The sequence below is a fragment of the Brunnivagina elsteri CCALA 953 genome, from assembly GCF_002289455.1.
GTDB lineage: Bacteria > Cyanobacteriota > Cyanobacteriia > Cyanobacteriales > Nostocaceae > Brunnivagina > Brunnivagina elsteri.
Genome location: NZ_NTFS01000001.1, coordinates 17,554 through 39,292 on the forward strand (window position 1 = coordinate 17,554; position 21,739 = coordinate 39,292).

A 21,739-nucleotide genomic window follows, 5' to 3' on the forward strand; every position below is an offset into this window, starting at 1 on the left:
GCAACATACAAAAATAAAACTCAGTTAAATCACTTAAAGTTATATTTTTTGATGTATCGGAATTTTTAATATAAATTTTGTAATTTTTCTTTTTCCCATATTTCGTTGGTTTAGTTACAGTTCCAATCAATATATAGGAGCAAGAATAATAATTATTTAACAATGCAGCTTCTATATTTGTAATGCTGCCAATATATGAAACCTCGTATTATTGTTTGTGGCTTAGGACGTACTGGTTATAAGATATTTCGTCTGCTGCGTCAACAAGGAGCATTGGTAGTCGGTATTCATAATCGCTCCATTCCAGGTGAAACCGGAGAAGACGTAATTGTCGGAAATTTACATGGAGCAGCGACTCTGAAAGCAGCTGGGATTGAATGGGCAAATACTTTAGTTATTGCCAGTTCCGATGATGCAGCTAACTTGTCTGTGACAATGCAAGCCCGCGTACTCAATCCTCGGATTCGGATTATTAACCGATTTTTCAATACTAACTTGGGCGATCGCCTTGACCAAACTTTACACGACCACATGAGTATGAGTGTAGCTGGTTTAGCAGCACCCGTATTTGCATTCGCTGCACTTGGTAATAAAGCAATTGGACATATTAAATTATTTAACGAAACATGGCCCATTCATGAAGAGTATATCGATAACAAGCACCCTTGGCACGGTCGGCAACTAGACGATTTGTGGGATAATCGATCGCGAATGTTAATTTATTATCTGCCAGTTGAAGGCGATATAGATTTAATTTCGGCAATTCACAAAAGACAGAGATTGCGGGAAGGCGATCGCATTATAGTTGGTAGTAAACCTCGTGTTCGCTCCGTTCGCAAGTCTTTAGTTCTCAAGTTTTTCAAAATCCTCACAAATTTACGTCAGTTCCAAGAACATGCTCGTTCCCTTGTGGCAATGGCTGTCACCCTATTTTTTGTAATTGCGATCGCAACCCTAATCTACACTTCCGCTAATACCAATGTCTCTGTTGTCGATGCTTTATATTTTGCTGTTGGGATGATTACTGGGGCAGGTGGAAATGATAAAGTAATCGAAAATGCCCCAGTTAGTATCAAATTATTTACAGTAGTCATGATGCTAATTGGTGCATCTGTGATTGGTTTGCTTTATGCAATACTCAACGATTTCGTTCTCGGTAGCCGTTTCCGGCAATTTTTAGATGCATCTCGTGTTCCCGTCAAAAATCATTACATCGTTTGCGGCTTGAGCGGCACTGGTATAAAAATTGTGCAGCATCTCCACACAAGCGGACATGAAGTAGTTGTCCTGGAAGCAGACATCAACAACCGTTTTATTAACACTGCACGGGGCTTGGGAATACCCGTAATTAACGGCGATGCCAGCTTTCCAGCCATGCTCCAAGCTGCAAATGTCGAAACAGCAGCAGCACTGATTGCCGTCTGCGGAAACGATGCTACCAACCTGGAAATAGCCCTTAATGCCAAAGGAATCACCCCAAAAGTCCCAATTATCGTCCGTTATGCCGATCCAGATTTTGCCCGTATCGCACAGCAAGTATTCGATTTCGACGCAGTGCTAAGTCCAGCAGAGCTTGCTGCACCAGCGTTTGCAGCCGCCGCATTAGGTGGTCGTGTTCTGGGGAATGGGATTACTGCTGATAGTCTTTGGGTTGCGATCGCGACGTTAATTACTGTCACCCATCCTTTTTATTGTCTCAAAGTCGAAGAGGCTGCAATGTTAGCAGATTTTGTACCATTGTATGTAGAAACAAATAATACAAGCTTACATGGATGGGATTTATTAGCTACTTATTTATGCCCAGGCGATGTATTATATTTAACTATGCCAGCCACTAAATTACACATGTTATGGCGACAACCATCACCAAAAGCAACAGCAAACTAACATTTAAACGGTTTCCACCCACTCCACACATTTTTGTATATGATGTGGGAACTATACTAAAAACGGTTAGAAATTGAACTTCTCAAATGGCTAATAGCTAATAGCTCGGGGTATAAAATCGACCAGTTACCAAATCTTTTGCAAATTCAACTCAAACCCAGGTAATATGTCTTCTCCCGAAACAGTCATAGGAGAATCTAAAACTTCAACTTCTTTACCAAAACGATAAATTTCCACATTTTGATTTTTAGTATCAATTAACCACCCCAGCAACACCCCATTATCGATATACTCCTGCATTTTTTGTTGTAATTTTTTCAGAGAATCGCTATTAGAACGTAACTCCACAACAAAATCGGGTGCGATCGCGGAAAATTCTTTTTGCTGTTGGGTTGGTGTCAATGCATTCCAGCGTTCGGTTTTGATCCAAGAAGCATCAGGGGAATAAACAGCACCATTATCCAGAGTAAACCCCGTAGAAGAATCAAAACCAATTCCCAAATCTGTTTTCTCAATCCAGGCAAACAGTTGACCAATTAAACTAAAGTTCTTTTTACCCGTCCAGGGAAACGTAGGTGGCATAACTATAATTTCTCCGGTAGATGAGCGTTCGAGTTGTAAATGGTTATTTTCTTTACATAATTCTTGAAACCCTTCATGACTGAGATTAGGAATTTTTAGAGTGATGGAATTCATACATTTATATTAATTAATATTAATGGCTTTCATAAAAATACTCGGTATGCGGGAAACTCAGGTTTTTAAACCTGAGAGGGAAGCGACGCGTGCGGTTTTAACCGCAGTGGTAATTAGTCCAATAGAGCGTCTAATTAGTCGGACTTTGTTTTTACTGAATTGACCTAATCTTTTCCAGTTTTGGTCGGAGACAGAAACTTGTTTTTCGGTATCACCACTTACCCAACCTCTATATGTTTTATTGCCTTGGGTGGCTTCAACATAATCACCTTTTCTAAAACCATGCCTCGTAACCGTTCCACCGTATTTACGGCGAAGTTGCCGGACAGAAGATTCTGTCCCGGCACATTCGCGTCTGTTTCCACCCTTAGACGGAGCCATTAAATGTAGTTGCCTACGACTAATTGGAGGACGACTTAAAATCGTAAATTGAGAATTAGTAATAGTTACATTACCTTCCCATGATGCACCATGATTTTTAATTCCTTCCCATGTTTTGTATTGAACAAATTTAGAACAAGCAAGTGTAACAGCATCTACTGCATGTGTCTCTGGGATTTGCAAAGACTTGTCAGATTTTTCTTTATGTAATCCCAAGTATTTACGAAGATTTGATGTTTCCCAACCTTTTTTTAATTCCACATTAGCTAGGTTTGATAGTCGGTTAATTTGATATCTTTGTCCAACCATGACAGGGCTAAAACTCTTACTTCCTCGTGCTTCAACCTCTTCAACAACAATTGTTTTTACTGGGTAAATTTCACACAATAAAGAGATTGTGCGGTATTCCAAATCTTTGTTAGCTTGAATACTTGGAGGTAGTTTGCAGCTACGACGATTATCAAATCTAGCTTGTCGATGGCTACGTTTACTGAAAGATAATTTTCGGTTAATTCGTCTACCACGTCTACCACCGCGCATCATAGACCGTTGTTTCATTCTGTCTTTAACTGTTTTAAATGGAAGGGCTAAGTGCAACATTTGTAGTGTGTATTTTTGAGATTGAACCGCTACACCAGAAAACATTTTACCTGGGTCTAATCCAATTACAATCTCTTGTGTTTGAGTATCAGATGCTTTATTGACTAACTGAACATAAAAAATACCTAACTTATTGAAATTACCAATTGCCTTCCCTTCTTTAATCCAACGTCTAGCGCGGCTAGGCTTTGTTGGCATTAATGGTGTATTGTCTGCTAAAATTACTGGTACTCGCATAAAGAGATAATCCTTGGAGTAAAGTTTAAGTCCCCTCGCTCAACTAATCCAAAATGTCTTGTCTTTAACCAACGACTGAACAAACAGTCTTGCAGATAATCCAAACTGGGGAAGTATTTGGAAGTGCGTATCAGGATTAGTCTCAGTGAGCTAGTCAAACACGTAATCTTTGTTAATTACAAGCTCAGTCCCTTTAGGGCTGAGTTATTGACAGCTATATCTTTGTTAACTGTATTATATCCAATCAAGACATTATTCCTCCGCAAACCTGATATTATCTGCGGAGGAACTGTATTACCATTTTATTTCCCAGCTTAATTTTCCAGCTTAATTGTCCAGCCAAATTTCAACTTACAGAGCAGCTAGGAATAGATGAATTTGAGCAACTGCAAGATTAACAACATTATGGGTAAAAGGCAGACTATCAACCACCATACCCAAACACAACAGCATCATGTAGGAAATCGAATAGAGAAACAAACCTTTAGCTGTCGGTTTATCCTCTGGATTTTGCAACAATTGCCATGCTTTGCGAATAAAAACAATACCCAGAGGCAATGCGATCGCACCATACAAAAAACCGCTTTCATGTAACGGGTAAATCAACAAAAAGCTGGTCAATACAGTTATTAAGGTATACCACCAAATTTGCCATACTGTTGCCTTTGCTCCAGCAATCACTGGTAACATTGGTATCCCAACTTTTGCGTAATCATCCCGAATCATCAACGCCAAAGCCCAGAAATGGGGAGGAGTCCAAACAAAGACGATCGCAAAAATCAACCAAGCAGCCCAGCTTAAACCACCAGTCACCGCAGCCCAACCCACTAAAGCGGGAACAGCCCCAGCAGCGCCACCAATTACAATATTTTGGGTACTATGACGCTTGAGAAGATGAGTATAAATTAGGACGTAAAATACGATGCCAGACATTGCTAGAGAAGCGGCTAACAAATTGGCAAAGATAGATAAAAGGGCAAAAGAAAGAACAGCAAGGACAACGGCAAAAACCAGAGCATCGCGAGGTTGAACTTTACCCGAAGGCAAAGGACGGTGACGGGTTCGCTCCATATCATAATCAATATCGCGATCGTAGACACAATTAATTGTCTGGGCACTAGCAGCCGCCAAAGTACCACCAGTTAGAGTTACTAACAACAATAAAGGGTCAACTTCTCCTTTAGCAGCAATCCACATGCTACCTGCGGTTGTGATTAGCAGTAATGGAATAATTCGAGGTTTCGTAAGTTGGTAGTAGCTCTGAACCACTTCCAGAAAAGTTTGGTGGTGGCGAGAGACATTAGTCTCAATCATTTTGGCACTGGTTCCTTTTTATACAGTTATGTTTTACGAGTTAGGCAAGGTATGTCCAAGAGAAAAGTCATTTTAGAAATCATTAACTTCTAACTCCTGTAGAGACGACCTGACGAGTCGTCTCTACCTAATTCCTAACCCTTTTCATTAATTTGATTCTGCTGGCTGCGAACTTGTCGAATTTAACAAGGTGTCACCAGAACGTATATTCTCATTACTATACACGTCGCTCTTTAGACTTGAGTCTCGGATAGCGAGAACGGTAAACACAGTCAATATTCCCAGCAGGGTTGCTCCAATTGCTTGATGGGAAACAGTTAATAGCTCGACTTGTAAGTGCAATCTAAAAGTTGCAATTCCTAAGAAAATCTGAAGAATTAGCAAACTAAATGCCATATTTGCTAATCTTCGTAGCGCTGGGTGTAAAGCGGGAGTTCGCCATGCGATGAAGGCGACTGTTAGAGTTGCTACGGTGGGAGGTACTAGTCCAAAAATATGACTGTACATAACAGCACAGAGTTGATATCCGGCAAAACATTGGTGAAGTGCCCAACGGGAACCAACTACCGCACCTAGAAGACTTTGTATGTATACCAGAATAGCGGCACTTAAACCAATCCAAGGTAGTTTCCCTGCCGTTCCAGTTCCTTGATAGGGAGTCAACGCTGTTCCAATAATTAACAGGGTTGTAAAGAACAATAATGCCGTTCCCAAGTGAGCCGTGACGATATCAAAACGTAACAGTTGAGTTACGGTCAAGCCACCGAGTATACCTTGGAAAACAATCAAAGATAAAGCAAAAGCACATGCCCAAGGTACCCAAGCGGGTAAATGACGACGATACCAGAGACTAATGGAAGCAAGTGCGATCGCGCTGATTCCAATTAACGAAGCATCTAGCCGATGGAACCATTCCAAAAACACTTGGAGGTTCATTTGTTTCGTTGGTATAAGTTCACCGTAACACAAAGGCCAGTCAGGACAAGCGAGTCCAGCATTCATCACGCGGGTAGCACTGCCAATCGCCATCAAAATCAATGTGGCAATACACATCTTCCAAACCAAGCGACGAATTTTATCCTTTGGTTGTGTTTCGGCTTCACTATTCTGTTGAATAAGAATAAATTCGCTCATGTTTCAAGATACCTTTTGCCTGGTCTGTCACGAACAATTTTTAAAATAGTCATTTGGGTATTGGGGATTGGTTATTGGTCATTGGGAATCAAAAATTATTCCTTTCCCTTTCTTTTTTACTCTTTTCCTATTCCACCCTAGCTCATAGATTCCTTCATTAATGTTCGGTCTCAGTTATACTTTGACTTGATGTCATATCTACCAGCCTAAAGCTTTACAGATTTTTAATTAGTTAGGGAGTAACGGCTCTAATCCTATCCCATTACAATGTTTACCTTAATTGACATCTATCCCTTGACATATCTAGCTAATCCTCTCTACTCAAGATGGGTATCAGCATCTAAAAAATTAATAATTTATTCAACTTGTTTCCAGCTATCTCTGATAGGCTCGACTAACTTAGTAAGTAAGTAGTTTTATCCAAAGTAGTAATGTCGTTTACATTTATTGACCCGTGAAAATTCCAAGTTCAATCTGGACCTTACTCATTGGCATCGTGCTGACCCTAGTCAGCCTCTGGTATGGTCAAAATAATGGCTTGTTACCAGTAGCAGCCACTGATGAAGCCTCTTTAATAGACGGCTTGTTCAACACAATGATGGTCATCTCCGTAGGCATTTTCCTACTAGTACAAGGTGTTTTAATCTACAGCATCATCAAATACCGTCGTCGTGCTGGTGATGACACCGATGGACCTCCAGTGCATGGTAACGTGCCATTAGAAATTCTCTGGACAGCAGTCCCAGCAATTATCGTTCTTGGTATATCTGTATACAGTTTTGAGGTATACAATGACATTGGCGGCTTTGACCCTCATGGTGGTCATGATGCACCCTTGGTAAACGTTAGCTCCAGCGTTAGCTCAAAAGTCAACCCCAAAGGAATTGCATTTGCTGCGACCTTGGCAGATGACCATAGTAAAATGGGACATCAAATGGGTAAGCAAATTGCCCAATTAAATGATACTGGGATAGAAGCGGACACCAAAGTAAAACCAGCCGATGTGCATGTAAATATCATGGGTATCCAATATGCTTTTATTTTTAGCTATCCAGACACTGGGGTTTCCTCTGGTGAGTTGCATGTACCCATAGGCAAGAAAACTGAGGTGACAATGACTGGAAGTGATGTCATTCATGCATTTTGGGTTCCTGAGTTCCGAATTAAGCAAGATATAATTCCTGGAAGGGAAACAAAACTCAGTTTCACACCAAAAGTCGAGGGTGATTATGCCCTGATTTGTGCTGAGTTATGCGGACCATACCACGGGGCAATGCGAACCCATGTGATTGTGGAACCTCAAGAAGCATACGACAAATGGACGCAGGAGCAATTAGTTGCACAAGCTGAAACTTTAAATCAAGCGGTTGCTTATAATCCCGTAAATAAATCTACAGATGAATTTCTTACTCCCTACGTTCGAGAAATGGGGATTCAGCCGGAAGTATTACATCAAGTTCACAAGTAGTTAGTAATTATTTGCTAATTGTCAATGGTTAATGGTCAATTGTTAGTGGTTAGTGGTTGGGAATTAATAATTTTCAATCAGAAACTAATAGCTAGTAACCAACTAATAACTAATAACCAATAACAAAAAAATCCTATGACACAAACACCAACTCAACAAATATCTGAGACTTCAGCGCAAATTCACGGTCATGGTGAGAGAAAATGGTGGCATTTTTTCACCTTTAGCACCGACCATAAAGTAATTGGGATTCAATATCTTGTCACCAGTTTCATCTTCTACTGTATCGGTGGGTTGATGGCTGAATTGGTGCGTACCGAGTTGCGGACACCAGAAACCGATTTTGTCACCCCGGAAGTATATAACAGCTTGTTTACGCTCCATGCCACAATCATGATTTTTTTGTGGATTGTACCTACTGGTGCGGGTTTTGCCAATTACCTGATTCCCTTGATGATTGGGGCAAGGGATATGGCTTTCCCGAAACTGAATGCTGTGGCTTTTTGGATGATTCCCCCAGCAGGTATATTGTTGATTGCGAGTTTGGCTATAGGGGATGCACCTGATGCTGGTTGGACTTCTTACCCACCTTTGAGTTTAGTTACGGGTAAAGTTGGGGAAGGCATCTGGATTATGAGTGTCCTTCTGCTGGGTACATCGTCGATTTTGGGAGCAATTAACTTTCTCACCACTATCCTGAAAATGCGTGTTCCTAGCATGGGTATTCACGATATGCCTCTGTTTTGTTGGGCAATGCTAGCAACTTCCGCATTAGCTTTAGTCTCAACTCCAGTATTGGCAGCAGGTTTGATTTTGCTGTCGTTTGATTTGATTGCGGGAACGGCATTTTTTAACCCCTCTGGAGGTGGTGATCCGGTAGTTTACCAACACATGTTTTGGTTTTACTCCCATCCGGCGGTTTATATTATGATTCTGCCGTTTTTTGGTTGTATTTCCGAAATATTACCGATTCATTCCCGCAAACCAATTTTTGGTTATAAAGCGATCGCATACTCTTCTTTAGCGATTAGTTTTCTGGGACTAATTGTATGGGCACATCACATGTTTACCAGTGGTGTTCCTGGCTGGTTACGGATGTTTTTCATGATTACCACCATGATTATTGCCGTGCCTACTGGGATTAAAATTTTTGGATGGCTGGCAACTATGTGGGGTGGAAAGATTAGCCTCAATAGTCCGATGCTTTTTGCTGTAAGTTTTTTGGGAACATTTGTTATCGGTGGTATCAGTGGTGTCATGTTGGCGGCTGTACCATTTGATATCCATGTTCATGATACCTATTTTGTTGTCGCTCACCTGCATTATGTATTATTTGGTGGTAGTGTTCTCGGTATTTTTGCTGCAATTTACCACTGGTTCCCGAAGATGACGGGAAGGATGTACAGCGAATTTTGGGGGCGATTTCACTGCATACTCACAGTTGTGGGTTTGAATATGACCTTCTTACCAATGCACAAGCTAGGTTTGATGGGGATGAATCGACGCATTGCTCAGTATGACCCCAAATTTACACTCATCAATGAAATTTGTACTTACGGTTCTTACATTCTCGCCGTTTCTACCTTCCCATTTATCATCAATATGGTTTGGAGTTGGTTTTACGGTGAAAAAGCTGGTGATAATCCCTGGAAAGCTTTAACCCTGGAGTGGATGACAACCTCACCACCTGCAATTGAGAATTTCGATCCTTTACCAGTATTGGTGACTGGTCCATACGCATATGGTGTACATAATACGACTGAAGCCCCACCACCATCTCAACCAGAACCAACATTGACTCCTGTTGGTTGATTTTTGTTGATGTCGTTGGGTAGGTAATGCGATCGCGATACAGCAGCGTGCGTTTTTATTGAATACAGAGAGACGTGATGTATCGCTTCTCTACAAGGGGTTTCAGATTGTCGTTATGTATTTCATTTACCTACAATCTGCTCTGCGATCGCGTTTCCCAATTTCTATCATTAAGGTTTTTTACTGATTTGATATTGAGCATAAAATCTCAAATCCTTTACAAAATCTAAAAATTGCAAATCTTCAATTTATCTAATGTAGCTTCATGCAAAGTCCAACAATCGACTCAGCAAAAACTGAACTCAACCATCACCACATTGCCGAAACCGCACATCATGAAGAACATCCCGATCATCGGATGTTTGGGTTGGTTTTATTCTTGGTTGCGGAAGGGATGATTTTTATGGGTTTGTTCGGTGCTTTTTTAGTATTCCGGGCAACCTTACCTGTTTTCCCCCCTGAAGGTACTCCAGAATTAGAATTATTATTACCTGGGGTTAATACTTTTATCCTCATTTCTAGCAGTTTTGTGATTCACAATGCTGACACTGCAATTAAGAAGAATAATGTCCGGGGAATGCAATTTTGGTTTGCAATTACAGCTGCAATGGGAATTTTATTCCTATGTGGTCAGGTTTACGAGTATACACACCTCGAATTTGGTTTAACCACTAATCTATTTGCCAGTGCATTCTACGTGTTGACAGGATTTCACGGTTTGCACGTCACAATTGGAGTCTTGGCAATTTTATCCGTTTTGTGGCGATCGCGTACTTCTAACCATTACAGTAACGAGCATCATTTTGGTATCGAAGCTGCTGAATTATACTGGCACTTCGTCGATGTTGTTTGGATTATTCTATTTGGTCTACTGTATTTGTTGTAAGGATTCAGAAAGCAGAAGGCAGAAGGAATATTACTTGTAATAGAAGCTTTGAAGTAGTGGATTTATTTATGCCAAGCTGTACTAGTGAATTGTAAATATTCGTAGGGGCATGATATTAGTTAAAAAGTAATTAATATCATGCCCTTATTTTTCAGTATTTAATTACAAAGAAGTAACAAGATAATTGATGGAGATTTGAAAATTAAGTAAAAAAAACGTAGTAATTTAAATTGCCTCAATTAGAACTGAAAATTTCACTATTAAGAAAGTGTATTTTCTATTTGTGGTTATTTTGGTTCATATTTTTTTAATCTTGTAAAATTGTAATTACTAGAAGTCGGATATGGCATGTCATACACCGATTAAGTTCGTTTATATACTAAAAGATACTTATCTCCTAATTATTTGGAAATAAGTATATTTGAATATCTGATGTGATTAAAAAGTAATTAAAAAGTAATTAATTTTAGTATAATTACTGTTCTCTTCTATTACATACTACGCCAAAGATAAACTCTCTTATCAAAGCCACCTGTAGCAAGGGTTTGACCATCTGGACTAAATGCGATCGCACTTACCCAATCACTATGAGCGTACAAACTAGTAATTAATTCACCAGTATTAATATTCCAAAGTCTGACACCATCACGTCCAGCACTAGCTAAAATATCACCATCGGGATGTAGCGCGATCGCATTTACCCAATCAGTATGTCCTGTTAAAGTGCGTTCAACTTTTCCACTGTTGAGATTCCACAGCTTGATTGTGCGATCGCGACTTGCACTAATTAAGGTGTCACCATTACGGGTAAAATTAAGGCTACTAACCGTACTTGAATGGGCTACAAATGTACGAATTATTTTACCACTTGACAAATTCCACAACTTAATGGTGCCGGAACTATCACCACTCGCCAAAATTTGACCGTCAGGACTAATCGCCACAGTGTAAACTAAGTTATCGAACTTTGCTAAAGTCGCAAGCGGACGACGTTGGAGCAAATCCCACATCCTAATGCCATCAACAGCACCACTAACGAGTATTTTACTATCGGGAGTCACCGCTAAAGACATCACATTACTGCTATGGGTGACTAAAGAACGTAAAAAGCTATTATCCTTCAGGTTCCAAATATTAATAGTGCTGTCACTGCCACAACTAATCAGGTTTTGCCCATCTGGTGAAATTAATAACGACTGTACCGCAGTTTTTTGCGCTCTATTAATAATGCCTTTTTTTCGACCTTTGACCACATCCCACAACAGAATATAACCATCATTGTCAGAACCACCACTTGCCACAGTTAAACCATCTGGACTAAAAGCAAGGGATTTGATAGTACCCAAATGTCCCTTGAGGCTGTAAAGTAATTGTGGGTTGGAAAATCTGCTTCTTGTAGCGGGTTGGCTTGTGTCGGGTATATCCCCATTTTTCGCGGCACTTATCTTTGGAACAGACTTAGGAACAGCTAACCCAGGGTATTCCATTATGCATAGGTTGAAAACTGTTAAACAAGTCAACAGAAAAGACGAGCGAATTAAAATATTATTCATACTCACCAAAATATTGACCCTCACTTTGCTCATTCTCATTGCGATCGCTCCTCACTCAATTAAATCAGGGCAACATACTATACAAGCATATTTCCCATATTCACCTCGATGAGAAAAAGCATGTTCGGATTTTAGACCCATCTGGTCGTCTAAATATGACTATTGGGGGGGTTGTTTCTTTTGAATGCTTAACATTGGCAATGCAGAACTTGAAGAACGTGAGGGTAGATAAAGCTGTGTTGTCGCTTTTTCCTCTTTTGGTAAAGGACGATTTTGTTGGATTTTCCAAAATCTCCATGCTAAAGTCAAACCTGCCGTTCCCAAACCAAATGCGAACAAAGACCAACTATCATCAAATCCACCAATCAATGCATCAATGATACCTACCGTAATTAGTAAGCTCACAATGGGGTCTTTACGGTATGCTGATTTTAATAAACGAGGTAACGCAACATTCATCACAGTTGGTTCTTTTAACCTTTTGAATAAACTGACTTGACTGACTTGAATAAACTGACTTGTGATGTTTCAGATGAAACTCTATCAACATCTATTATTATAATTTTTATATATGGATTCAGGCTGTATATAAGTAGACTTTGGGGTTTGTGGAAGAATCTAGGTGATAGAAATTAATCCATTATTACCCTTTAAGCCTTGATAATAATCGCAATATAGCCCAGAATCATCTAAAAAATCTAGATGATTCTAGAGCCTCTAATTACTAGATTACAACTTAAAGATTGTAATTTCCGGCAATCTTACCGTAAACCTAACCACGATAGTACTCCTTTATTGGTGACATATTCAATCACCACGATTAGGAGAAAGCCTACCATTGCCGCTCGACCATTTAAACGTTCTGCATATCCATTAAATCCAAGCTTCGGTTCTTCCAACTTTGGGTTAACACTGGGCTGTGGTTGAGTCATGATTTTCAAACCTCTTTTTGGCAAACTTAAACTTAAAACACTTAAACTTAAAGCTCTTTGTGGCAGGGAATCATTACTAAAAATCCTACTGCTATTGAAAGCTAACGCATAAAACCTTTAATTCGTTGGTGCGATCGGCAAAATATAATGCGATCGCTCAAGTTATGAAAAGTTATTTTTCTTTATATATTTTAGTAATACTTGGGCAATAGTCAATAAAAAATTTGGAAAATCTGGTATTGGGAGTAACCAATTGATTACCCATTGCCTATTTTCCAATTAAGTATCTTTAATTTCAAATTGGCAAGCTCGTCTAAGAGACACTAAACTTAAGCAAAAATAGTAACCGCTCAATAATCCGGGGTAAATCGCTCAGTGACAAGCCTCAAATGGCGTAAAATCGTTCCTGAACTGGTAGTCCGCCCCGATTTATTGAGCGACTACCAAAAATAGACTAAGTAAAAATAAATCAGAGGCAGTCAATGGAAATTGGTGTTCCCAAGGAATCGAAAGACCAAGAGTTTCGAGTGGGGTTGAGTCCTTCTAGTGTGCGTGTGTTAAAGGAAAGTGGTCATCAAGTTTTCGTGGAAACACAAGCTGGTAATGGTGCTGGATTTAACGATGATGATTACCGTATTTCTGGTGCGGAAATTGTTTCAACAGCAGAATTAGCATGGAATCGCGAGTTGGTTGTTAAGGTCAAAGAGCCTCTGGTATCTGAGTATAATTTATTGCAGAAAGGTCAAATTTTATTTACATATTTACATTTAGCTGCCGATAGAAAATTAACCGAGCATTTGATTGACTCTGGTGTTACAGCAGTTGCATACGAAACAGTCGAACAACCGGGAACAAATCGCTTACCGTTGCTAACACCAATGAGTATTATCGCTGGACGCTTATCGGTACAGTTTGGGGCAAGGTATTTAGAAAGTCAGCAAGGTGGTAGAGGTGTATTATTAGGTGGTATACCTGGTGTCAAACCGGGCAAAGTCGTAATTTTAGGTGGTGGAGTTGTCGGAACGGAAGCAGCCAGGATTGCTGTGGGAATGGGTGCTGCGGTACAGATATTAGATGTTAATGTCGATCGCTTGAGTTATTTGGAGACTTTGTTTGGTTCCCGTGTCGAACTACTTTACAGCAACTCCGTTCATATTGAAGCTGCTGTTAAAGAAGCCGATTTGCTGATTGGTGCGGTATTACTGTTGGGAAGAAGGGCACCAATATTAGTATCTCGTGAATTGGTAGCAACAATGCATCCAGGTTCGGTAATTGTTGACGTTGCTGTTGACCAAGGTGGATGTGTGGAAACTTTACATCCAACATCGCATACAAATCCAGTTTATATCGAAGAAGGTGTGGTTCATTATGGTGTGCCGAATATGCCTGGTGCAGTACCTTGGACAGCGACGCAAGCATTAAATAATAGTACTTTACCTTTTGTACAGCAGTTGGCTAATTCTGGCTTGAAAGCTTTGGAAATTAACCCTTCTCTCGCTAAAGGTGTCAATGTACAGAATCATCGTTTGGTACATCCCGCAGTACAAGAGGTATTCCCAGATTTGGTTAATAGTTAATAGTTATACTGCGAACGGCTTAAAACTTTACTAATATAGAACCCCTCTCCAACCTCTCCCCTTACCAAGGGGAGAGGCTTAAGAAATTGAATTTGTATACTAGTCAAAGTCTATTTTCTAACCGTTTTTAGTATAATTCAGAAACCCGGTTTCTCCCACAACGATAAAACTCTAAATACCAGTAAAAATAAGGGCAAACAGCCGTTTGCCCCTACAATGTTTGGACAATATAAATTACTCAGGATTTTCTTCTTCTGATATCTCCGATGCAGCTTGAAAATAATCTGAGGATATTTGCGAGTTTTCCGTCTTATTTCCGTAAATACGCTTTTGGTAAGCAGTACCCAGATAATATTGAGTATTAGCCCATTTTTCGGGAAATTGATCGCGTTGAAATATCTCTAATGCTGCCTTGTGACATTCAATTGCAACTTCAATATTTGTCGCTTTTTCACCAATAATGCGCTTTAAGTAAGCATTGCCGAGAAAATTTTGAACCTCTGCCCATTGTTGGGGAAAGCGATCGCGTCGATATGCTCTGAGTGCGACTTCATAACCTGCGATCGCAATTTCTAAATTATCTGTTGCTTCCCCATATGAAAAGTCTTGAATTAAAGTAGCAAATTTAACAATATCTGCGGCAATGTTGTGGGCAATATCAGGCTTAACCACAGCCAGGGTACTTGTAGCCCAATCCTCTAAAGCTTCAGCAAAACCAGTATCTAGGTTGTCTAAATTATCCTCAAGTAAAAGATAAAGAGCTTGTATGTCACCACTAGCAACTACCCGCAAAATATCACCAAGCAAATCTAAGTAATCTCTAGATATGGCAACAGAATCACCACTTAACGCTTGAGTCAATGGTTCTGCAATATTTTGCAAAAACTCAGCAGCCCGCTCTTCTCCAATTTCAGTCAGCATCTTGGCAAATCGCTGCAAAGACAATACAAATCCAGCATCGATTAATTCTTGATTTGCCCGTAAAATTCCTGTCTCCGCACCACTAGGACAATTTAACAGTGCCTCAATCAATTCCAGATGTGCCGAGAATATTTCCCCATCCTGAGAATATTCAATCCCTTCTGGTGAGAGTATTTCCTTGAGTTGCTCTGCCAAATCCCGCAAAAAATCGGCTGTGGCATTTGCACCCTTTTCTGTTGCTCTAGTTGCTACCTGTTCCATCAATTGGACTAAATTTGTATCTACCAATTCCAAATTTGCTTGCAGGAGAGCCAACTCATCTCCACTCGGACAACGTAGCAGTTCCCGAATTAGGGACATATATGCCCGGAGACGGCTTCTATCTATCAAGGGCTACCTCAGTAATTTGATAGTTTTCATATATTAATTTATACAAAATAAGCTGATATATCTAGGACAGACGAATACATTATCGAAAAAGCCGAATTACCCAAAAAAGCGCGATCGCACTTGGGACATCACCGCTAAGATAAAGATAGTCTGTGTTTAGATTTGTATAGTTAGGATTACGTTGTCATGGCTGCCGCAGTTTCGATTCAAAATCTAAAAAAGCGCTATGGGACGGTTGAGGCTGTCAAGGATGTCTCTTTTGAGATAGAACCAGGAGAAATTTTTGGTTTACTTGGTCCCAATGGTGCGGGGAAAACAACAACTTTGCGTGCTTTGTGTACTCTAACTACACCTGACGCAGGCAAAATCGAAGTATCTGGTATTTCTGTAGTCGAAAATCCCAAAGCAGCAAGACAACGCTTGGGTTATGTGGCGCAGGAAGTCGCTCTAGATAAAATACTTACAGGTAGGGAGATGCTGCAATTGCAAGCAGCACTATATCATTTACCTGCGGCAGTGACAAAGCAACGCATTAATACAGTAATCGAGTTACTGGGGTTGCAGGAATATGCCGATATAAAAACAGGAACTTATTCAGGTGGGATACGCAAGCGTTTAGATTTAGCTGCGGGATTGCTCCACGCACCGGATGTATTAGTTCTCGACGAACCAACAGTTGGACTTGATATTGAGAGTCGGTTTGTAGTTTGGGAATTTTTGCGAAAACTGCGGGAAGCTGGAACCACAGTATTAATTACCAGCCATTATTTAGAAGAAGTGGACGCACTTGCCGATCGCGTTGCCATAATTGACCGTGGTGTAGTCATCGCAGCAGGTACACCATCCCAATTAAAGGATAGAGTTGGGGGCGATCGCGTTACACTTCGGATTCGCGAATTTTCTCCTCCAGACGAAGCCGAAAAAGCTAAAGATTTGCTGAAATCCTTGCCATTCGTGCAAGAAGTAATTATTAATAGCGCTCAAGGAAACTCCCTCAACTTAGTTGTCACACCACAAAATGACACCTTAATTACCATTCAGCAAGCCTTAAATAACGCTGGTTTACCGATGTTTGGCATTGCCCAATCCCGTCCAAGTCTAGATGATGTATATTTAGCAGCCACAGGAAGCACTCTCATGGATGCAGAAATGGCAGCAGTCGCAAACCGCGACACCAAAGCCGAGAAAAAGCAGAATATGAGATAAGGCTAATAATTAAACTTTGACCTCAGTACAAAATTGCAAATATTCTCCGCGTAACTCTGCGCTTACCACTGCGTACCCACCGAAGTTTGGCGGGACGGAAACCGACACCGCCAACTTCTCTCCGCGTTTAAAAGCCAAACCCCAAAGCCTTTTCAGTATATTTTCAATCCTCAATCCCCATTAACCTAAAAATAACTATGAGTAATACCTTAACACCTCCCAAATCAGACCCAAACTGGCAACAAGTAGCATCCCCACAGCTTTACAAAAATGCTGCACCATCTAATTTTTTGAGTGAAACCATTCAAGAAACCCTAGCACTCACAAAACGGCTTTTCATCCAGTTACAGCGTCGTCCTTCAAGTTTACTTGCGGGAATAATTCAACCTGTAATGTGGTTAGTATTATTCGGGGCTTTATTCCAGAATGCACCAAAAGGTATTTTTGGCAATACCACAAATTACGGACAATTCTTAGCGGCTGGTGTAATAGTATTTACAGCCTTTGCCGGAGCATTAAACGCTGGATTACCGATCATGTTCGATCGCGAATTTGGTTTCCTCAATCGACTATTAGTCGCACCCTTAGCATCACGGTTTTCGATTGTATTTGCCTCAGCAATCTTTATTATTAGCCAAAGTTTACTACAAGCTGCCGTAATCGTCGGTGCTGCCGCATTCCTTGGTGCAGGTTTACCCGATGTCGCTGGATTGGCTACTATTACCCTGATTGTGTTTACACTAGCTTTAGGTGTAACAGCCTTGAGCTTGGGTTTAGCCTTTACCTTACCGGGACATATCGAACTCATTGCCGTGATTTTCGTGAGTACCTTACCAATGCTCTTTGCCAGTACCGCATTAGCACCTTTAGCATTTATGCCCGATTGGTTGCAAGTCATCGCCACAATTAACCCCCTTAGCTATGCGATCGAACCGATTCGCTACTTATATACCCACAGCGATTGGAATTTGAATAGTATTGTCATGCGATCGTTTTGGGGTGATGTCAGCTTTGGTGGTGCGTTATTAGTGCTGGTTGGTTTTGCTGCTGTAGCATTAATTAGTATTCAACCACGCTTACGCAAGACACTTTCTTAGACTAGAAACAATCATTATTACTTAGAATAGTAAACAATTTCAATTTAGAATATTTGAGGGGCAAACTGTATGAAAATCCGTGCATTAGCATTAGCAAGTATTATCGGGTTGAGTTTAGCAACTGCTGTAGTGCCACAAAAAAGCATGGCACAACTGACAAACTCGCAAAACTACGACCAACCCAACGCCAACGATCCATTTAATAACCAAGGTGGTCAACAAAATGGGTTCAACATGTTTCAACTACTGCACAATGCCCAACTAGGCATTGGTAGTTACAATCCAGATGCAGCAAACGAACAGCGTCAGCAACTTGACGAAGCAGCAACATCATTTTTTGCCAGACAACGGCAGCGAATGCAACAAGGAAATGTGCAACCCAGTAATCAACCAGGTTCGACAATTTTTAAGTTAGAACCTGCATCAAACAAGTAGTATTTTGTTGATTTCATCTTATGGATGGGCATTTCTTGTCCGCCCATTTTATTAACTTTTTTTGATTAATCCAGGGGACTACGGACACCTTTTCCACCACGGTTAAGTACATGGGTATAAATCATGGTGGTTTTGACATCTTTGTGTCCGAGTAATTCCTGCACCGTACGGATATCGTAACCATTTTGGAGCAAATGTGTAGCAAAACTATGGCGAAACGTATGACAACCCACCTTTTTTTGAATATTTGCGGATCGAACAGCTTGTTTTAAGGCTTTTTGTAGGCTACTTTCGTGTAAGTGATGGCTACGCATTTCGCCGCTACGGGGGTCTTTGGATATACTACCGGAAGGAAAGACAAATTGCCAAATCCAATCGTATTTTGCCTCACATATTTTCTTTCCAAGGCATAGGCTAAATAAACCGAGCCGTAGCCTTTTTCTAAGTCTTGTAGGTGCAGCAGCTTAACACCCTGTAAATGCATTTTTAACTCTTCTGCGATGCTTTCAGGTAACATTGTCACCCTACTTTCATTACCCTTTGTATCGCGTACTGTAATTTGATTTTGCTCAAAATCAATATCTTTAACCCGTAAACTTAGTCCTTCAGTTAACCTTAAACCAGTACCGTATAGTAATTTGATTAGAAGCTTGTGTACTCCTGATAAATTATCAATAATTGCTAAGAGCATGTTTGAAAAGTTTTAGGATGTATAAATTGTCATTCTGAGTGGAGCTTTGCGGAACGTACGCGCTACGCGTTGCCGCAGGCTAGAATCTAGAGTTTAGCCTACGTACTGAGATGCTGAGTCCCAAGGGGACACGCTACGCGAACGTTCCTCAGCATGACATAGAAGGAGACTTTTCAAACACCCTCTAAGACTTCTTCTTTTACCAGGACAGTTGGTAAATATTTAGATTTTTTTGCTCTAACTGCATCTACTTTTAAATCTAAATCTTGTTTTAATACATGCTTGTAGAGAAATAGAACTGCATGAAGTGCTTGATTTTGAGTAGATGCAGCAACTTTCTGATTAACAGCCAAATCTGTCAAAAACGCTTCAATCTCAGCACTCCCCATCTCCTTGGGGTGTTTTTTATCATGAAAAAATATGTACCGTCGAATCCAGTAAACATAAGTTTTCTCTGTTTGATATGAATAATGTTTCACTCGAATGGCATCTTGTACCTGCTCCATTAGCTTTTTTGGACGTTGTTCCATAGTACATTTGTTGGTAGATATAGCTTCTTGTATCCCGATAAATCATGTTATCCGGACAACATTGGGATAACCCCGATACTTACACTGAAAATTCTGTTTAACCAAGCAAATGGGGGGTTTATACGGAATAGTTCTTTTGAATAACCCTGCATGGGGATTTATACGGAATATTTTCCGTATAACCCGCTTAAAAAGGTTACTTATGAGGAAAGATTCGGAATAATACAGTGATTGGGGGGATTAAACAGAATAGTTCGGTATAAGTACCTTGTGGAAGGAGATTATATGGAAACTTTCGGTATAATAAATAGTTATGCGGCTCGTCCAATGGAATAGATGACTGAGCCAGAGAATTAGCAATAGTCCATTAGAGTGAGGTGAATTTACAGAGAAGATATTATGGCGATCGAAATCAAAATTCTCAACCACGGCGACTTGGATATTCTCAAAAATGTCGATCCAGATGTATTCGATGATCCCATTAATATCGCACGAGCTATTGAGTTCCTCGGCGATCCTCGCCATCACTTAGGTGTTGCGATTGATGGCGATCTTGTCGTCGGATTTGTCTCAGCCGTTCATTACGTTCATCCTGATAAGCCTTGTCCAGAACTGTGGATTAATGAAATTGGTGTCGCAGCAAGCCATCAGCGGCAAGGCATAGGGAAGCAATTGATGAATGCGATATTTGCGGTGGGGCGGGAGTTGGATTGTGAGTCTGCTTGGGTGTTGACAGATCGCGAAAATACAGCCGCGATTAGCCTTTACTCAGTTGTTGGCAATCCAGAATCACCAACTGACCATGTTATGTTCTCGTTCGATCTAGGGCGATCAAATTCATAAGAATGGAGAGTGAGATCCCATTGCTGTAGTAACAGTCCATATGCGATCGCCGCATAACAACCCCAATGCACACAGACCGTACACAAGGTTATCTGTGAGTATTCAAGGTCGCTAGCGGCGGGTGATTGGGAGCGTTATAAATTTAATACCAAATGCGATCGCGTTATAAAAAGGAAAAACTGCGATCGCTCTCAATTGATTCAGATAGCGTAGATATTTCAGTTAAGTCAGACTAAAGGAGATACAGTTCAAATCCAGGGGAAGTTGGCGGAGATAAGTCTCGACTTCGGCTATGTGCTGCCTATCCTTTGTACGCCCAACGAACTAATGGGAGATTAGGTCATGTGGATAGATAAAATTGTCGAAGAAATCCACCGCATTCGCGAAGAGTATGCGAAGTCTTTCAACTACGATTTGGACGCAATATTTGCGATTTTCATTTAGGCTTCCTTTGTAGGCTAAGTCATAGCTAGCCTACACCAGCAATGATTTGTCCGATGTCTTGGGGAGTCGCACCTGTTGCCAACATTGCTCGGATCAGCAATTCAAGTGAAACTGATGGATCGCCATTTTCAGCTTTGGCAATCCGAGGTTGGCTAGAGCCAATTTTAGTGGCAAGTTCACTTTGAGTCATTATCTTCTGCCGCTGACTTTTCAAACTCTTGCTAAGAGCTAGCTTGATTTCAACAAAGATAATCTCTTCAGGTGTTAATTCTAAAAAGTCTGAAACAGTTCCAATTTTCCAGCCTTTTGATTCCAAAAGCTCTTGTTTCGTCTGCTCCATCATCTTATTCCTGCTGGTCAGTATCGTATTTACTCAAGCGTTTCTTACAAACCTCAATTACACTTTTAGGTGTTGCTCTTGTTGTCTTATTAAATACCTCAATAATCAAGATTGCATCTTCATCGATTCGATAAATAATCCTCCAATTTTTATCCACGTCTCTAATACGTAGCTCATGAATGACAATGATATCCTATACTTGGCATAGGACGCGAATGTGGTAAACCAAGGGTTTCGCCTTCCTGTAGTTTTCTGAGTAAGACACCTGCCTCTATCCGTGCTTCTAAACTGAAAGGTGGAGTTTTAACCTCACCATGCAGCCAAGCCAAAGGTTTGCTTTGATCACCCATCCTGCATTTATATCA

23 protein-coding genes are annotated in these 21,739 nt (G+C 40.5%); 9 read left to right on the forward strand and 14 right to left on the reverse strand.

Annotated features, from left to right (window positions below):
- The first annotated feature begins 195 nt into the window (after positions 1–195).
- Complete coding sequence (locus CK510_RS00085; RefSeq protein WP_095719726.1) at positions 196–1,887, forward strand: potassium channel family protein; 1,692 nt, start codon at positions 196–198, stop codon at positions 1,885–1,887.
- A gap of 126 nt (positions 1,888–2,013) precedes the next feature.
- On the opposite strand, the gene CK510_RS00090 is transcribed toward CK510_RS00085, so the two are convergent.
- The 4 genes from CK510_RS00090 to CK510_RS00105 all read right to left on the reverse strand — a co-directional run bounded on the left by CK510_RS00090 (position 2,014) and on the right by CK510_RS00105 (position 6,249).
- Positions 2,014–2,583 carry a Uma2 family endonuclease gene (locus tag CK510_RS00090; RefSeq protein WP_095719727.1) on the reverse strand — a complete coding sequence of 190 codons (570 nt, stop codon included), beginning with the start codon at positions 2,581–2,583 and terminating at the stop codon, positions 2,014–2,016.
- Between the two features lie 57 nt (positions 2,584–2,640).
- A complete protein-coding gene (locus tag CK510_RS00095; RefSeq protein WP_095719728.1) occupies positions 2,641–3,801 on the reverse strand; it encodes an RRXRR domain-containing protein in 1,161 nt (386 codons plus the stop codon).
- A gap of 351 nt (positions 3,802–4,152) precedes the next feature.
- Positions 4,153–5,115 carry a heme o synthase gene (locus CK510_RS00100; protein WP_095719729.1) on the reverse strand — a complete coding sequence of 321 codons (963 nt, stop codon included), beginning with the start codon at positions 5,113–5,115 and terminating at the stop codon, positions 4,153–4,155.
- Between the two features lie 147 nt (positions 5,116–5,262).
- Positions 5,263–6,249: a COX15/CtaA family protein gene (locus tag CK510_RS00105; RefSeq protein WP_095719730.1), complete on the reverse strand. Its 987-nt coding sequence runs from the start codon at positions 6,247–6,249 to the stop codon at positions 5,263–5,265.
- Positions 6,250–6,703: 454 nt separating this feature from the next.
- Here CK510_RS00105 and CK510_RS00110 point away from each other — a divergent pair, with 454 nt between their 5' ends.
- The 3 genes from CK510_RS00110 to CK510_RS00120 all read left to right on the forward strand — a co-directional run bounded on the left by CK510_RS00110 (position 6,704) and on the right by CK510_RS00120 (position 10,415).
- Positions 6,704–7,717 carry a cytochrome c oxidase subunit II gene (locus CK510_RS00110; RefSeq protein WP_095719731.1) on the forward strand — a complete coding sequence of 338 codons (1,014 nt, stop codon included), beginning with the start codon at positions 6,704–6,706 and terminating at the stop codon, positions 7,715–7,717.
- A gap of 135 nt (positions 7,718–7,852) precedes the next feature.
- The gene (ctaD, locus tag CK510_RS00115) at positions 7,853–9,529 is read left to right on the forward strand and encodes a cytochrome c oxidase subunit I (RefSeq protein WP_245911787.1); all 1,677 of its coding nucleotides are present in this window, start codon (positions 7,853–7,855) and stop codon (positions 9,527–9,529) included.
- Between the two features lie 265 nt (positions 9,530–9,794).
- Positions 9,795–10,415, forward strand: a complete 621-nt coding sequence (locus tag CK510_RS00120; RefSeq protein WP_095719732.1) for a cytochrome c oxidase subunit 3 — start codon at positions 9,795–9,797, stop codon at positions 10,413–10,415.
- A 491-nt stretch (positions 10,416–10,906) separates the two neighbouring features.
- Here the strand turns inward: CK510_RS00120 and CK510_RS00125 are convergent, their stop codons facing one another.
- The 3 genes from CK510_RS00125 to CK510_RS32255 form a co-directional block, all read right to left on the reverse strand.
- Positions 10,907–11,902: a WD40 repeat domain-containing protein gene (locus CK510_RS00125; RefSeq protein ID WP_211293053.1), complete on the reverse strand. Its 996-nt coding sequence runs from the start codon at positions 11,900–11,902 to the stop codon at positions 10,907–10,909.
- Between the two features lie 225 nt (positions 11,903–12,127).
- The gene (locus tag CK510_RS00130; protein WP_095719734.1) at positions 12,128–12,427 is read right to left on the reverse strand and encodes a hypothetical protein; all 300 of its coding nucleotides are present in this window, start codon (positions 12,425–12,427) and stop codon (positions 12,128–12,130) included.
- Positions 12,428–12,729: 302 nt separating this feature from the next.
- Positions 12,730–12,900, reverse strand: coding sequence for a CAB/ELIP/HLIP family chlorophyll-binding protein (locus CK510_RS32255; RefSeq protein ID WP_095719735.1), 171 nt, complete (start codon positions 12,898–12,900; stop codon positions 12,730–12,732).
- Between the two features lie 482 nt (positions 12,901–13,382).
- Between CK510_RS32255 and ald the strand changes: the two genes are divergently transcribed.
- Positions 13,383–14,477 carry an alanine dehydrogenase gene (gene ald, locus CK510_RS00140; protein ID WP_095719736.1) on the forward strand — a complete coding sequence of 365 codons (1,095 nt, stop codon included), beginning with the start codon at positions 13,383–13,385 and terminating at the stop codon, positions 14,475–14,477.
- A 234-nt stretch (positions 14,478–14,711) separates the two neighbouring features.
- Here ald and CK510_RS00145 read toward each other — a convergent pair whose 3' ends face one another.
- Entirely contained in the window at positions 14,712–15,788 is a 1,077-nt protein-coding gene (locus tag CK510_RS00145; protein ID WP_143289178.1) for a hypothetical protein, read from the reverse strand.
- A 186-nt stretch (positions 15,789–15,974) separates the two neighbouring features.
- On the opposite strand from CK510_RS00145, the gene CK510_RS00150 reads away from it, so the two are divergent.
- The 3 genes from CK510_RS00150 to CK510_RS00160 all read left to right on the forward strand — a co-directional run bounded on the left by CK510_RS00150 (position 15,975) and on the right by CK510_RS00160 (position 18,526).
- Positions 15,975–16,994, forward strand: a complete 1,020-nt coding sequence (locus tag CK510_RS00150) for an ABC transporter ATP-binding protein (protein WP_095719738.1) — start codon at positions 15,975–15,977, stop codon at positions 16,992–16,994.
- 197 nt (positions 16,995–17,191) lie between these two features.
- On the forward strand, positions 17,192–18,091 hold the full coding sequence (locus tag CK510_RS00155; protein WP_095719739.1) for an ABC transporter permease: 900 nt from the start codon (positions 17,192–17,194) through the stop codon (positions 18,089–18,091).
- 69 nt (positions 18,092–18,160) lie between these two features.
- On the forward strand, positions 18,161–18,526 hold the full coding sequence (locus CK510_RS00160; RefSeq protein ID WP_095719740.1) for a hypothetical protein: 366 nt from the start codon (positions 18,161–18,163) through the stop codon (positions 18,524–18,526).
- Between the two features lie 65 nt (positions 18,527–18,591).
- On the opposite strand, the gene CK510_RS33825 is transcribed toward CK510_RS00160, so the two are convergent.
- The 3 genes from CK510_RS33825 to CK510_RS00170 form a co-directional block, all read right to left on the reverse strand.
- Entirely contained in the window at positions 18,592–18,840 is a 249-nt protein-coding gene (locus tag CK510_RS33825) for a tyrosine-type recombinase/integrase (RefSeq protein WP_211293054.1), read from the reverse strand.
- Positions 18,795–19,217 carry a tyrosine-type recombinase/integrase gene (locus tag CK510_RS32500; protein ID WP_211293055.1) on the reverse strand — a complete coding sequence of 141 codons (423 nt, stop codon included), beginning with the start codon at positions 19,215–19,217 and terminating at the stop codon, positions 18,795–18,797. The genes CK510_RS33825 and CK510_RS32500 overlap by 46 nt, the downstream gene beginning before the upstream one ends.
- A 173-nt stretch (positions 19,218–19,390) precedes the next feature.
- Positions 19,391–19,747 carry a phage integrase N-terminal SAM-like domain-containing protein gene (locus CK510_RS00170; protein ID WP_095719741.1) on the reverse strand — a complete coding sequence of 119 codons (357 nt, stop codon included), beginning with the start codon at positions 19,745–19,747 and terminating at the stop codon, positions 19,391–19,393.
- Between the two features lie 399 nt (positions 19,748–20,146).
- Between CK510_RS00170 and CK510_RS00175 the strand changes: the two genes are divergently transcribed.
- Positions 20,147–20,590 (forward strand): GNAT family N-acetyltransferase, encoded by a 444-nt coding sequence (locus tag CK510_RS00175; RefSeq protein WP_095719742.1) that lies wholly within the window; start codon positions 20,147–20,149, stop codon positions 20,588–20,590.
- A 469-nt stretch (positions 20,591–21,059) separates the two neighbouring features.
- Here CK510_RS00175 and CK510_RS00185 read toward each other — a convergent pair whose 3' ends face one another.
- The 3 genes from CK510_RS00185 to CK510_RS33185 are packed head-to-tail and all read right to left on the reverse strand — an operon-like array spanning position 21,060 to position 21,724.
- Positions 21,060–21,377: a helix-turn-helix domain-containing protein gene (locus CK510_RS00185; RefSeq protein WP_245911788.1), complete on the reverse strand. Its 318-nt coding sequence runs from the start codon at positions 21,375–21,377 to the stop codon at positions 21,060–21,062.
- 1 nt (position 21,378) lies between these two features.
- Positions 21,379–21,531: a type II toxin-antitoxin system RelE/ParE family toxin gene (locus CK510_RS33180; protein WP_245911789.1), complete on the reverse strand. Its 153-nt coding sequence runs from the start codon at positions 21,529–21,531 to the stop codon at positions 21,379–21,381.
- Between the two features lie 16 nt (positions 21,532–21,547).
- The gene (locus tag CK510_RS33185; protein ID WP_245911790.1) at positions 21,548–21,724 is read right to left on the reverse strand and encodes a hypothetical protein; all 177 of its coding nucleotides are present in this window, start codon (positions 21,722–21,724) and stop codon (positions 21,548–21,550) included.
- Positions 21,725–21,739: the final 15 nt, after the last annotated feature.